General features: G+C 67.9%; 9 protein-coding genes and 1 other RNA gene. 3 read left to right on the forward strand and 7 right to left on the reverse strand.

Features of this window, described 5'->3' with window-relative positions; genetic code table 11:
* The first annotated feature begins 54 nt into the window (after window positions 1-54).
* Both smpB and ssrA read left to right on the forward strand, forming a co-directional pair.
* On the forward strand, window positions 55-597 hold the full coding sequence (gene smpB, locus ACIRRY_RS47730; protein ID WP_403986035.1) for an SsrA-binding protein SmpB: 543 nt from the start codon (window positions 55-57) through the stop codon (window positions 595-597).
* A gap of 107 nt (window positions 598-704) precedes the next feature.
* Window positions 705-1,092, forward strand: a transfer-messenger RNA (tmRNA) gene (gene ssrA, locus ACIRRY_RS47735).
* 63 nt (window positions 1,093-1,155) lie between these two features.
* Here the strand turns inward: ssrA and ACIRRY_RS47740 are convergent.
* The 7 genes from ACIRRY_RS47740 to ACIRRY_RS47770 form a co-directional block, all read right to left on the reverse strand.
* Complete coding sequence (locus tag ACIRRY_RS47740; protein ID WP_403986038.1) at window positions 1,156-4,029, reverse strand: glycoside hydrolase family 3 C-terminal domain-containing protein; 2,874 nt, start codon at window positions 4,027-4,029, stop codon at window positions 1,156-1,158.
* 112 nt (window positions 4,030-4,141) lie between these two features.
* Window positions 4,142-5,152 carry a LacI family DNA-binding transcriptional regulator gene (locus tag ACIRRY_RS47745; RefSeq protein ID WP_403986041.1) on the reverse strand — a complete coding sequence of 337 codons (1,011 nt, stop codon included), beginning with the start codon at window positions 5,150-5,152 and terminating at the stop codon, window positions 4,142-4,144.
* Entirely contained in the window at window positions 5,152-7,410 is a 2,259-nt protein-coding gene (yicI, locus tag ACIRRY_RS47750) for an alpha-xylosidase (RefSeq protein WP_403986044.1), read from the reverse strand. Before yicI ends, ACIRRY_RS47745 begins: the two co-directional genes overlap by 1 nt.
* A 15-nt stretch (window positions 7,411-7,425) precedes the next feature.
* Window positions 7,426-8,250: a carbohydrate ABC transporter permease gene (locus ACIRRY_RS47755; RefSeq protein WP_403986047.1), complete on the reverse strand. Its 825-nt coding sequence runs from the start codon at window positions 8,248-8,250 to the stop codon at window positions 7,426-7,428.
* A complete protein-coding gene (locus tag ACIRRY_RS47760) occupies window positions 8,247-9,215 on the reverse strand; it encodes a carbohydrate ABC transporter permease (protein WP_403986050.1) in 969 nt (322 codons plus the stop codon). The genes ACIRRY_RS47755 and ACIRRY_RS47760 overlap by 4 nt, the downstream gene beginning before the upstream one ends.
* Window positions 9,212-10,480, reverse strand: a complete 1,269-nt coding sequence (locus tag ACIRRY_RS47765; protein WP_403986128.1) for an ABC transporter substrate-binding protein — start codon at window positions 10,478-10,480, stop codon at window positions 9,212-9,214. Before ACIRRY_RS47765 ends, ACIRRY_RS47760 begins: the two co-directional genes overlap by 4 nt.
* Window positions 10,481-10,695: 215 nt before the next feature.
* The gene (locus ACIRRY_RS47770) at window positions 10,696-11,904 is read right to left on the reverse strand and encodes an MFS transporter (RefSeq protein WP_403986053.1); all 1,209 of its coding nucleotides are present in this window, start codon (window positions 11,902-11,904) and stop codon (window positions 10,696-10,698) included.
* 83 nt (window positions 11,905-11,987) lie between these two features.
* Between ACIRRY_RS47770 and ACIRRY_RS47775 the strand changes: the two genes are divergently transcribed.
* On the forward strand, window positions 11,988-12,983 hold the full coding sequence (locus ACIRRY_RS47775) for a LysR family transcriptional regulator (protein WP_403986056.1): 996 nt from the start codon (window positions 11,988-11,990) through the stop codon (window positions 12,981-12,983).
* The last annotated feature ends 40 nt before the right edge of the window (window positions 12,984-13,023 follow it).

Below are 13,023 nucleotides of genomic sequence, written 5' to 3' on the forward strand. Positions count from 1 at the left end.
CTCGGTAATCGCCTTTCCCTCACACCCCCTCGTAGTGCGAAAATGGTCAGCACTATGAGCAAGGGAATGTACGTACCCAAGGAGTCCCAGCCCAAGCAGGGCGCCGGGGCCGCGAAGGCCAAGGACGGCAAGCGCAAGATCGTCGCGCAGAACAAGAAGGCCCGGCACGACTACGCGATCGTCGACACCTTCGAGGCCGGGCTCGTCCTGACCGGCACGGAGGTCAAGTCGCTGCGCCAGGGGCGCGCCTCGCTGACGGACGGCTTCGTCCAGATCGACGGGGGAGAGGCGTGGCTGCACAACGCCCACATCCCCGAGTACAGCCAGGGCACCTGGACGAACCACACGGTCCGCCGCAAGCGCAAGCTGCTGCTGCACCGCGAGGAGATCGACAAGCTGGAGTCGAAGTCGGAGGAGACGGGTCACACGATCGTGCCCCTCGCCCTGTACTTCAAGGACGGCCGGGCAAAGGCGGAGATCGCCCTCGCCCGGGGCAAGAAGGAGTACGACAAGCGGCAGACCCTGCGCGAGAAGCAGGACCGCCGGGAGTCGGACCGCGCGATCGCGTCGGCGAAGCGGAAGCAGCGCGGCGAGTAGCCACCACGAGTGGCCACGAGGAATACGGTGGCATCGGCGTGCGTTGGTCACGTACGATGGCAACTGCACCCCACAGCGGGCGCAGCAGTAGATTGAAAAAACAACATGGGGATGATCGGTTTCGACAGCGGCTGTCGAAGCAGGTGAAGCGTGTCGAGGAAGCGGCAATGATCTCGTTAACCATATGTCGCAACCAATAATCGCCAATTCCAAGAGCGATTCCCAGTCCTTCGCCCTCGCTGCCTAATAACAGCGACTGAAGGACCCTAAAAGGGTGTCAGCCCGGGAGTGTTCCCGACCCGGACCCTGGCATAATCTAGGGAACTAAACCATCGAGCCCGGTCACGGGGTTCGATGGGAAATCAAACAGTGACTGGGCCCGTCGGCGACTTGTTCGCGTGATCACCGGGGCCGAGAAAATCACAGCGAACTGCACACGGAGAAGCCCTGATTCTGCACCGGTGGACGCGGGTTCGATTCCCGCCATCTCCACTCATCCCATGTGGGTAAAGCCCCTCACCGCTTCGGCGGTGAGGGGCTTTTTCCTTTCCGCTTCGTTCACCGAACAGCGAACGTCGATATCCGCAAGCCGTCGCTCAGGACCAGATACACGTCCGTACGACCCTTCGCCGCACCCGACGCCAGATCGGCCGTCACCGTCTCATAGTCGTACGACGATGCCGTCCCGTCCGTGTGTGCCGTACCGACGAGCCTGCCGGTCGGAGAGCCCAGCCGGACCTCGACCGTGCCGACGGCGGTGCCTGCCACCCGGGACGTGAATTTCCTTGCCCCCGCGCCCAGTTGCGCGTCCGCGAACTTCAGCCACGCCCCGTCGGTCGCCGAGCCCACCGCCGTACCGCTCGCCTTCGACTCGTCCACGAAGTGAATGCCCGAGTAGTCGTCGAAGTTCTCGGCGCGGGTCGTCCGGGACAGGTTCCGGGGTGGGATGGTCTCGCCGTGGACGCGCCAGGTCGTACGGGAGCGGATGTCCGTGGAGGAGGCGCCCGCGAGCACGTCGTAGGTGCCGCTTTCCACCACCCATTTCGAGCGGGTGACGTCCCAGTGGGCGAGGTCCTTCTGCCGGAGTCTCAGATGGACCGTTTTCGTCTCGCCGGGTTTGAGGGAAATTCGCTGGAAGGCCTTCAGCTGTTTCAGGGGTTCTTTGTCGCGGGAGGTGCGCTGGTGTGAGTAGAGCTGTACGACCTCGTCGCCGGCCCGCGTTCCCGTGTTCGTCACCGCGACTTCGTAGCCGCCGGGGACCGATTTCAGGGTGCCGTAGTGGAAGGTCGTGTACGAGAGGCCGTAGCCGAAGGGATAGAGCGGGGTGCCCTGGAAGTACTGGTAGGTGCGGTCGGACTTGATGATGTCGTAGTCGAGGATCGGGGGGAGGTCGGCGGCCGACCGGTACCAGGTCTGGGTGAGGCGGCCGGACGGGTTGACGTCGCCGTAGAGGATGTCGGCCAGGGCGTTGCCCGTCTCCTGGCCCGCGTGGGAGGTCCACAGGAGAGCCGGGACCTCGTTCTGTACGGCACCCAGCGTGGTGGGGTAGCTGTTCTCGACCACGACCACCGTCTTCGGGTTGGCCCGGCGGACCGCCTTGACCAGGGCCTCCTGGGAGGGGGCCAGGGTCAGGTCGGTGCGGTCGTGGGCCTCGCGGCCGTTGATCGACGGCATGGAGCCGATGACGACGACCGCCGTGTCCTTGCCCTGCACCGCGGCCACGGCGTCGTCGACACCGCTGCGGATCACGTCCTTCGCGTAGTGCGCTGCCTGGTCCTTCGATACCAGGCCAAGGGTGCCGCTCGCGTCCGTCGGGCCGAGGTAGACCGGGCTCGACCACCAGGACTCGGCGGTCTCGTAACCCGCGTACCTCAGCAAGTACGTTCCGTCGTCCTGCTGTTCCAGCTTGAACTGCTGCTGGACGTACCAACCATTGGGCTGCGTCTGGTCGTTGACGAAGCTGGACCAGTTGTAGCCGACGTATCTGCCGTTGGCTGCCGAGCGCAGGGTGACGATGCCGGAGCCCCAGTCGAAGGCGTCGAACTGGGCAGTGGTCGTCGGGGTGTTGGTGGTCTCCTGCAAAGGCGCGCCCGTGTCGCCCGTGCCCGCCGTGACGTACTTGCCGGTCGCCGTGTCGCGCAGGGCGATGCGGTCGACTCCCTCGCTGGTGGCCACAGGGGTGTTCAGCTTCGCGGCGATGCCCTGCGCGGGGGTGACGGCGTAGGGGAGGGTGCCCGAGTACCAGTCGGTGTAGAGGGTGTCGGCGAGCGGGCCCACCACGGCGACGTTCCTGCCCGAACTCCTCAGCGGCAGCGTCCCGTTGTTCTTCAGCAGCACCGTGCCCTCGGCCGCCGCCTTGCGCGCCAACCGCTGATGCGCCGGACTGTTGATGACCGACGCGTCGATCGAGCCGTACCTGCCGCCGCCCGGGTCGAACTCACCGAGCCGGACCCGGACGGAGAGGATGTCCGAGACCGCCTTGTCTATGTCCGTGACCTTCAACAGGCCTTGCTGGAGAGCCGAGTTGACCGCTGCCGTGGTCGGGCCCGGGTCCGCGCTGTTGTCCGTGAAGCTGTCGACGCCGGCCTTGAGCGCCGCCGCGTCGCCCTCCGTGATCGTGGGGTAGTACTGCTGCGGGGTGACGAGATTGCCGGGGGCGAAGGCGTCGGTGACGTTCAGCAGCTTCTGGTCGGTCCAGCCCCGCACGGTGTCGTTCAGGTCCGGATTCACCGTGGCGGGGCGGCCGTTGACCAGGTTGTACGACGTCATCACGCCCGTGGCCGCGTCCGCCTCGATCGCCGGCTTGAAGGCGGCCTCGTCGTACTCCTTCTCCACCCTTGGACGCAGGTCGGAGGACGTGGTCGCGCGGTCGACCTCGTTGTTGTAGGCGAGGTAGTGCTTGAGGGTGGGGGCGGTCTTGAGGTGGTTCGGGTCGCCGCCGGTCAGGCCCTCGCCGTACGCCGTCGACAGGGCGCCGGTCAGTTCCGGGTCCTCGCTGTAGCCCTCCTCGTTGCGCCCCCAGCGCGGGTCGCGCAACAGATTCACCACCGGGGCCCAGAGGTTCAACCCCCAGCCGTCCGGGCGTTGTTGCTGGAAGCCGCGGGCCTCGTCGCCGACCGCCGAGCCGACCTGCTCCATCAGCGAGGGGTCCCAGGTCGAGGCGAGTCCGATGGCCTGCGGGAAGACGGTGGCCTTGCCGAGCCAGGCGACGCCGTGCAGGGCCTCGGTGCCGGTGCGGAAGGACTGGATACCGAGGCGGGGGATCGCGGGCTCGTACTGGTGGAGGAGCGAGATCTTCTCGTCGAGGGTGAGTCGGCCGAGGAGGTCGTCAACGCGGCTGCTCACGGGGAGAGCCGGGGCGCGGAAGGGGTACGGGGTCTCGGCCGTCGCCGGGACCGTCGCTCCCAGGCCGGCGATCAGGGCGAACGCCATGACGAGTGCGGTTCTGTGACTTGTCCTGTGCCTTCTTCTCTTGCCTTTCATGTCGCGGCTCCTTCGAGTAGGGCCTTGCACCAACCGGGGCCTTGCGCCAACAGGGGTGTGGTCAGGGCGCGTTGCGTGGTGCCGTGCTCGCGCGTTCCGTGAGTCGGGGGGCCAGCAGCGTCGCGTCGGGCACGGTCTTGCCGCCCAGCTTCCTCATCAGCAACTCGACCGCTCTGGAACCGAGTTCGGCGGCGGGCAGCGCGACCGAGGTGACCGGGACCCGTACGGCCTCGGCGAGTTCGTCGGGGCAGATCGCGGTGACCGACAGATCGCCGGGGACGCGCAGCCCGAGCTGCTCGAAGGCGTCGATGAGGGGTTCCAGGAGGGGTTCGTTGTGGACGACGACTCCGGTCAACGCGGGCTGTTCGCGCAGCAGTTGTTCCGCCGCGGCCGATGCCGCGCCGGGCCCCGCCTCGCAGGGGTGGACGGAGGAGGCGAGCCGGTTGCGGTCGGCGGCGGCCGTGAAACCCTGAACGACGCGCTGGGCGAAGGCGGTTCGGCGGACGTACACCTCCGGCGGGGAACCGACGAGGGCGACGACCCGGTGCCCGAGCCCCACGAGCCGTTCGACGCACAGCTCGCCGGCCGCCCTGAAGTCCAGGTCGACACAGGTCAGTCCGGCCGCCTCGGCGGGGAAGCCGATCAGCACGGACGGCCGGTCGAGGGAGCGGAGCAACGGCAGCCTGGGGTCGTCGAGTTGGACGTCCATGACGATCATCGCGTCGACGAGCGCCGAGTCCGCGACCCGTCTCAGGCCCTCCTCGCCCTCCTCCTGGGTGAGCAGCAGCACGTCGTGGTCGTGGCGGCGGGCCGTGGTCGCCACCGACATCGCGAACTGCATGACCACGGGCACATGGATGCCGGTCCGTAGGGGGATCACGAGGGCCAGCACGTTCGAGCGGCTGCTGGCCAGGGCGCGGGCGCCGGCATGCGGCCGGTAGCCCAGCTCGCGGATGGACTCCTCGACCCGCTGCCGGGTCTCCTCGGAGATCGGGCGCTTGCCGCTCAGCGCGTACGACACGGTGCTGGGGGAGACCCCGGCGTGCCGGGCGACATCGGTGATCTTCACCATCAGCCCAGCTCCAGGGTGAGGAACCCGCGGCCCGACTTCGACCGCTCCCCGGCGGCCAGCGCCCAGGCCACGGACGGGTCGCTGCACGACGCCCGGAGTGTGTCCCCCTCCCGTACGACGGTGAAGGTCACCTCGCCGACCGGCACCGTCACCTGCGCGCCCCGCTCCAGGTCGTACGCCCGCAGGGTGACGCCGTCCGCGTGGTCGTAGTCGGGCCGGTCGGTCACCGCGCCGACCGGGAGCACCGCGCCCGGCCGCACCAGCAGCGGCACGCTGTCGAAGCCGTGCTTCTCGCGCACCCAGCGCGGGCCGGTGACCGTGCGGCCGGTGAGGTAGTGGGTCCAGGTGCCCTCGGGGACGTAGTACGAGACGTCCCCGTCGTCGCTGAACACCGGCGCGACCAGCAGATCGCTCCCGAGCATGTACTGCCGTTCCAGATGCGCGCACCCCGGGTCGTCCGGGAACTCCAGGACCATCGCCCGCATCATCGGCACGCCCTCGGCGGAGGCGGTGCGCGCGGTCTCGTAGAGGTACGGCATGAGGCTCAGCTTCAGACGGGTGAACTGCCGTAGTACGTCCACGGATTCCTCGTCGAAGAGCCACGGGACGCGGTAGGAGGAGCTGCCGTGCAGACGGCTGTGGGAGGACAACAGGCCGAAGGCCAGCCAGCGTTTGAAGAGGGCGGGGGTCGGGGTGCCCTCGAAGCCGCCGATGTCGTGGCTCCAGTAGCCGAAGCCGGAGAGGCCGAGGGAGAGGCCGCCGCGCAGGGACTCGGCCATCGACTCGTACGTCGCCTCGCAGTCGCCGCCCCAGTGAACGGGGTACTTCTGGCTGCCCGTTGTGGCCGAGCGGGCGAAGACGACGGCCTCGCCCTCTCCGCGGTGTTTGCGCAGCACGTCGAAGACCGTGCGGTTGTAGAGGTAGGTGTAGTAGTTGTGCATCCGCTCGGGGTCGGCGCCGTCCGCGTAGGCGACGTCGACGGGGACGCGCTCGCCGAAGTCCGTCTTGAAGCAGTCGACGCCCTGCGCGAGGAGCGCCTCCAGCTTTCCGGCGTACCAGTCGCGGGCGGCCGGACTGGTGAAGTCGACCAGGGCCATGCCCGGTTGCCACAGGTCCCACTGCCAGACGCTGCCGTCCGGTCGCCGGAGAAGGTGCCCAAGTGCCTTGCCCTCGGCGAAGAGTGGGGAGCGCTGGGCGATGTACGGGTTGATCCAGACGCTGATGTGCAGGCCTTTGGCCTTGAGCCGGGCGAGCATGCCCTCCGGGTCGGGGAAGACCCGCGGGTCCCACTGGAAGTCGCACCAGTTGAACTCGCGCATCCAGAAACAGTCGAAGTGGAAGACGGACAGCGGGAGTTCACGCTCCCGCATGCCCTCGATGAACGACGTCACCGTCTCCTCGTCGTAGGAGGTCGTGAACGACGTCGACAGCCACAGGCCGAACGACCAGGCGGGCGGGAGGGCCGGGCGGCCGGTGAGGGCGGAGTACTTGCGGAGGATGTCCTTGGGGGTCGGGCCGTAGATGACGTAGTACGTCAACTGCTGGCTCTCCACGCTGAACTGGACCCGGGACACCGCCTCCGAGCCGACCTCGAAGGAGACCCGGCCGGGGTGGTCGACGAAGACGCCGTAGCCCGCGTCGGTCAGAAAGAAGGGGACGTTCTTGTAGGCCTGTTCGGTGGCGGTGCCGCCGTCGGCGTTCCACATGTCGACGACCTGGCCGTTCTTGACGAGCGGGCCGAAGCGTTCCCCAAGTCCGTAGACGGACGTGCCCACTTGGAGCCCGAGCTGTTCGCGCAGATAGTGGGCGCCGGTCGCGTCCCGCATGATGCCCATGCCCTTGGGGCCGCTGCTGGTGAGAACGCGGCCGTGGGCGAGGAAGTCGACGTGCCAGGGGCCGGTGCGGGCCACCTTGACCGACAGGGCGCCGGAGGTGAGGGTCGCGTGCTCGTCGTCGTAGGACGTATGGACGGCGAAGTCCTCTGTCCGGACATCGAATTGGGGGCCGCGTGGTTGCTCGCCCTCGAAGTGGGTGAAGGTGACGCCGATGATGTCGGGCAGCGGGGCGTGGGCGCTGATCGTCACGACCGGTCCCTTCAGCAGGTCGCCGCGGTGGCGGATCGGCATCGTCGGGGCGTGGATCTCCAACGCGCCTCCCCCAGAGGGGGTACCCCCAGGAGCGGTGACATCGAGGACCTCGACAGGGTGGGCGGCGGTGACGCCCTCGCGCAGCAGCCAGTAGCCGTCGGTGAACTTCATGTGGGGGTCCCCTTACTACTTGACGGCACCCACGGCGATGCCGCGCGTGAGGGTCCGCTGGAAGACGAGGAAGAAGACGATGGCGGGCAACACACCCAGCAGAGCGGCCGCGTTGGTCATCGTGGCGTCCATCAGGCGCTGGCCCTGGAGGACACCGAGGGCCACCGACACGGTCTGGTTGTCGTTGGAGATCAGCATGACCAGCGGCAGCAGGAACTCGTTCCAGGTCCAGATGAAGAAGAAGACCAGGAGGACGCCGATGGTGGGGCGGCTGACGGGGACCACGATCCGCCAGAGCACCTGCCACTTGTTCGCGCCGTCGATCCGGGCGGCTTCGAGGATCTCGCGGGGGAACTGGCCCAGCACGGAGGAGAGCAGATACGTGCCGAACGCCGCCTGGATCACCGTGAAGACGATGATGACGCTCAACCTCGTGTCGTACAGGCCGACTTGCTTGCTCAGGTAGTAGATCGGGTAGACCAGCGCCTCCTGCGGCAGCATGTTGGCGAGGACGAAGAAGGCCAGGACCCAGGTGCGGCCCTTGATACGGCCGATGCCGATCGCGTACGCGTTGAGGACGGACAGGGCGGCGGCGAGGACGGCCACCGAGCCGCTGATCAGGACCGAGTTGAAGAGTTTCCGGCCGTAGTCGACGCGCTGCCAGAAGTCCTTGAGGCCGTCCAGGTAGAGGCCGTTGGGGAGGCTGAGGGGGCCGTGCTCGGAGTACTCGGCCGGTGACTTCACGGCGTTGACCACGACGATCAGGAACGGGACGACCATGAAGAGGGCGGCGATGCACAGGGCGATCAGGACGGGGTAGCGGCGCAGGGCGGTCGTCATGCGCGATCACCTTCCTCCGCGCGGGTCTGGAGTTTCAGGAAGGCGAGGGAGAGCACCAGGATGATCACCGTCAACACCGTGGAGATCGCGGCTCCGTAGCCGACCTGGGTCTTCTCGAAGAACGTGGTGAAGGAGAAGTAGGAGGGGACGTCGGTCGCGCCGCCCGGGCCGCCCTTCGTCAGGACGTACACCGCGCCGAACACCTTGAGCGCGGCGATCGTGCACCAGGTGAGGACGACGTAGATCTCCGGGCGGATCTGCGGCAGCGTGATGTGCCAGAAGCGGCGCCACCAGCCGGCGCCGTCCAGCTCGGCGGCCTCGTAGAGCTGGGGGTCGACGCGTTGCAGCCCCGCCATGAACACCACGAGCGGGAAGCCGAGTTGGACCCAGACCATGACGCCCATGACGCTGTAGAGCGCGAGGTCGGGGTCGCCTAGCCAGTCCTGTTGCCAGGAGCCCAACCCCACCGCTTTCAAGAGGGCGTTGAGGGAGCCGTTGTCGGGGGCGAGGATCCAGCTCCAGACGATGCCCGCGACCGCGATCGGCAGCACCTGGGGGAGGTAGAAGCAGGCGCGGAGGACGGCCGCGATGCGGGTGCCGAAGTGTTTGGCGATGTAGTCGAACAGGGCGGCGGCGAGGACCAGTCCGATCAGTGTCGGTACGGCCGCCATCGCCACGACCATGAACAGGCTGTGCCGGAAGGACGCCCAGAACTCGGAATCGTCCAGCAGGTCACGGTAGTTGGCGAGGCCGGTCCACTTGGGGTCGCCCACGCCCTGCCAGTCCGTGAAGCTCACGGCCGTGTTCATCAGGAAGGGGACGACGATCACGGCAAGGGCGGCGAGGGCGCCGGGGAGCATGAACAGGGCGTAGGAGGACTTCAGTTGGGGGCTACGAGGGGTGCGCGGGCCGGTGGGCGGGTGCTTGCCCTCGGCCCGCGCGTCCTTCTCGGTGGTGACCGTCATGTCGACGGGACGCCCTTGTCGTACGCCTTCTGGAGATTGCTGAGATAGGCGTCCGGTTTCTCGCTGTCGGTGATCAGCTTCTGGGTCTCGGAGACGAGGACGTCGTAGAAGCCGGGGACCGGCCAGTCCGGGTAGAAGGCGAGGCCGTCGCGGGCCGTGAGGGTGTTGAAGTTGGCGATGAGTTCCTTGGACTTGGGGTCGGTGATCGCGGAGGTGTCTGCCGCGACCGGGATGCCGCCCTTGTTGCCCATCAGGTTCTGGATCTTCTTCGACAGGGTGATGTCGATGAAGTCGTAGGCGAGTTGCTTGTTCTTGGCGCCCTTGGGGACGACCCAGATGTTGCCGCCGGAGCCGAGGGTGAGGTTCGAGCCGGGCCAAAGGGCCGTGTCCCAGTCGAACTTGGCCTCCGTCTGGAAGCGGCCGTACCACCAGCTGCCGGAGAACAGGATCGGGGTCTTGCCCTGGATCCAGGAGACTCCGGCGTCCTCGGCCTTGGTGGAGCTGGAGGTCTTGGCGATGTAGCCCTTCTTCACCCAGTCGGCGAACGTCGTCGCCGCGTACGTCCAGGCCGCGTCGTGGAAGTCCGTCTTGCCCTTGTACAGCTCGTACTTGTCGACCCAGGCGCGGTCCGCCTTCGACAGGGCGAGTTGGTAGAGGTACTGCTGGGCCGGGTACTCGGCGCCCGCGTTGGCGAGGGGGGTGATGCCCTTCGCCTCGAACCGGGCCATGGCGGCGGTCAGTTCGTCGAATGTCTTCGGCTCGGCGATCTTGTACTTCTGGAAGAGGGTCTTGTTGTAGTAGACCATCGTGTACTCGCCGTAGTCGGTGACGCCGTACCACTTGCCGGAGCCCATCACTCCGTTGGTGTTGTAGAGGTCCGTCGTGCCTACGCTCGCGGGGATCTTCTTGTCCCAGCCGCGTGCCTTGGCTTCGGCGGTCAGGTCGGTGAGCAGGCCCTGTTTGGAGAGCAGGCCTGCCGTCGCGTTGCCCTTGTTGTACTCCATGATGTCCGGGGCGTCGGAGGAGTTGAGGACCATCGGGGCGGTCTTCTGGATCTGCTCGAAGCCCTTCTCCTCGAACTTCACCTTGACGCCCGGGTGTTGGGCCTCGAACTCCTTGATGGCCGCGTTCCAGGCCACGCCCATCGCGCTGTCGGGGCCCTCGTAGTGCCAGAGCTTCAGGGTTTTGCTGTCTGAGGTACCGCTGTCCGAGGTGCCGCAGGAGGAGAGGAGCAGGGCTCCGGTCATGATCGCTGCGGCTGTCATCGCTTGCGTTCGGGTCTTCAGCATCCAGGGCCTCCGGGGGAGTTGGATGGGTGTCGAAGCGCTTCGATGGAGGAACGTATGTAGGTGGTGTTCGTGCGTCAATGGGTTAGGCGGAGATTGGCGCAAGCGATTCGATGAGTTGTGGGTTGGGTGCGGCCCGGTGGGGCTGGTCGCGCCCACGCGGCGGAGCCGCACATCGATACAGCCCCGCGCCCCTAGGGGGTTGTCCTGCCCTGGATTGCAAGGAGCAGGGCTGTTGTTGCTGCCGCAACCGGCAACCCGAAAGCCGCTGTTGGGGATGCGTGGTCCGCTGTCCAGCCGCCTGCCGCTGAACCGCAGGCGATGCCCAGCAGCAAGGCCGTCACCGCCAGGCTCATGCCCTCGTTCGACCTGCCCTCTGGCGTGCGGTGTTGGAGGAGGGTCATTGCGGTGATCATCGTGGGGGCCGTTGCCATGCCGGCCAGCAGCAGTGCCGTTGCCAGTGCGGGGAGAGAGCCAAGTGTGCTTGCTGCCAGCAGCGGTAGTGACATCGAGGCGGTCATCGCCAACAGGCACCACCGCAGGCGGTGTTCCGCGGGGCCCGTCGGTTTCAGCCTGCCGTACAGCAGGCCCGCCGCGCACGAGCCGGCCGCCTGGAGGGCCAACACCGCGCCGCCCACCGCACGGTGACCCGTCGCGTTCGTGTACGCGAGTGTGGCGACCTCCATCGAACCGAACACCCCACCCGTCGCCACGAGTCCGGCGATCAGGGGCGGGATGCCGGGCGCGCGCCATGGCGGGCCGCCCTTCGGGAGCGGGCTCGGTGGTGGTTCCGTCGAACGCTGGGCCGTGAAGATCAGGGTTCCGGTCAGGAGGAGGACCGCCCCCGCCAACGTCCCCGCCTCCGGGAAGAACGTGCCGCACAGGAACGCCGCCAGTGCCGGGCCCAGCATGAAGCAGAGTTCGTCGGCCGCCTGCTCGAAGGAGTTCGCCGTGTGGAGGGACTCGGGGTCGCCGTCGAGCAGGTGGGCCCAGCGGGCGCGGGACATGCCTCCGGTGTTGGGGGTCGTCGCCGTGGCCGCGTACGCGGCGAACAGGGTCCAGTCGGGGGCGCCGTAGTGGACGCAGAGGAGTAGGGCCACGGAGCCCAGGACCGCAACTGCCGTTGCTGGTAACGCTGTTCGGGACTGGCCGTGGCGGTCGGTCAGGCGGGCGAGCCATGGGCCGGCTGCCGCTGTCGCCGCGAGGCCGGTTGCGGTGACCGCGCCGGCCAGGGCGTACGAGCCCCGTGAACCGGCGATCATCACCACCGCGCTCACGCCGAACATGCCTGTGGGGAGGCGGGCGAGGAGGTTGCCCGCGGTGAAGGCCCGGGTGCCGGGGATGGTGAACAGGCGGCGGTAGGTGGTCCGTTGGGGCACAAGGCGTGGCGTACGGCGTGGCATGCGGCAACCGTCGCCCGGAGTGGATCACCGGGTCCAACACCTGCTCCGCGCCGATTCACGCACCTGCGTTGTAGGTTCGCCGGATGCCCTCGACGCCCCGGACGCCTCTGGCGTCCGCCCACGTGGACCCCCGACTCCTCCGTGCCTTTCTCGCCGTGGCCGAAGAGCTGCACTTCACCCGTGCCGCCGCGCGGTTGTACGTCGCCCAGCAGGCGCTGAGTCGTGATGTGCGGCGGCTGGAGAGGGAGTTGGGGGCTGAACTGTTCGTGCGGACCACTCGGCAGGTGACGCTGACGGCGGACGGTGAGCGGCTGGTGCCGTACGCGCGGCGGGTGCTCGGGGCGCAGGACGAGCTGCTCGCGGCGTTCCGGCAGGCCGCCCGGCCCCTGCTCGTCGATCTGAACTCGCCGGGGCTGGCCACCGGGCGCCGTGTGCTGCACCGGGCCCGTGAACTCGCCCCGGAGCAGGAGCTGATGGCCCGGTACGAGAGTGGACTCACCGGTGCGGCAGGGGAGTTGCTGGCGGGGCGGCTCGATGTGTCGTTCGGGCGGTTCGCCGGGCTGGAGCCGGGGTTGCGGGCCGGGCTCGACCATCAACTCGTGCGGTACGAGCCGATGGCGGTCGTGCTGCCCGAGGGGCATCGGCTGGCGTCGCTCGCGGAGGTGCCGCTGGAGGCGCTCGCGGGGGAGACCGTGTACGCCGGTGCCGGGAATCCGCGTACTCCGGAGTGGACCGATCTCGCGCGCCGCCTGTTCGAGGGACGTGGCATCGCGGTCGCGCCGCCCGCTCCCATGGCCGTAGGCGAAGAGGAGTTCGAACGGATGATGGCGAAGGCGCGGACGCCGATCCTCGCCGTGGTGGGTTTTCCGGCCATGCCTGGGACGGTGCTGAGGCCGCTGGTGGACCCGGTGCCGTTGTCCCCTGTGTCGCTCGTGTGGCGAAAGGGGCTGGTGCACCCCGGATTCGATGCGCTTCGACGTGCTGCGGTGGAGATCGGCAATGCGTGTGGGTGGCTGCGGCGGCCGGTGGAGGGATGGATTCCAGCCATCGACGTGGACATGCTAAAAAGGAAAAAATGATGCATCCCGGCACATGCGATGCCCCCTGTGCGCTACCTTC

Origin of the sequence: Streptomyces sp. NPDC101776, from assembly GCF_044766845.1 — a bacterium.
In the GTDB taxonomy this organism is placed as follows: Bacteria; Actinomycetota; Actinomycetes; order Streptomycetales; family Streptomycetaceae; genus Streptomyces.

Bases quoted from the DNA above. Each gene is read 5' to 3' on its own strand.
- ACIRRY_RS47745 (WP_403986041.1), bottom strand. From the start codon at position 5,152: ATGGTGAAGATCACCGATGTCGCCCGGCACGCCGGGGTCTCCCCCAGC.
- ACIRRY_RS47770 (WP_403986053.1), bottom strand. From the start codon at position 11,904: ATGCCACGCCGTACGCCACGCCTTGTGCCCCAACGGACCACCTACCGC.
- ACIRRY_RS47760 (WP_403986050.1), bottom strand. From the start codon at position 9,215: ATGACGGTCACCACCGAGAAGGACGCGCGGGCCGAGGGCAAGCACCCG.
- ACIRRY_RS47755 (WP_403986047.1), bottom strand. From the start codon at position 8,250: ATGACGACCGCCCTGCGCCGCTACCCCGTCCTGATCGCCCTGTGCATC.
- ACIRRY_RS47765 (WP_403986128.1), bottom strand. From the start codon at position 10,480: ATGACAGCCGCAGCGATCATGACCGGAGCCCTGCTCCTCTCCTCCTGC.
- yicI (WP_403986044.1), bottom strand. From the start codon at position 7,410: ATGAAGTTCACCGACGGCTACTGGCTGCTGCGCGAGGGCGTCACCGCC.
- ACIRRY_RS47775 (WP_403986056.1), top strand. From the start codon at position 11,988: ATGCCCTCGACGCCCCGGACGCCTCTGGCGTCCGCCCACGTGGACCCC.
- smpB (WP_403986035.1), top strand. From the start codon at position 55: ATGAGCAAGGGAATGTACGTACCCAAGGAGTCCCAGCCCAAGCAGGGC.
- ACIRRY_RS47740 (WP_403986038.1), bottom strand. From the start codon at position 4,029: ATGGCGTTCGCCCTGATCGCCGGCCTGGGAGCGACGGTCCCGGCGACG.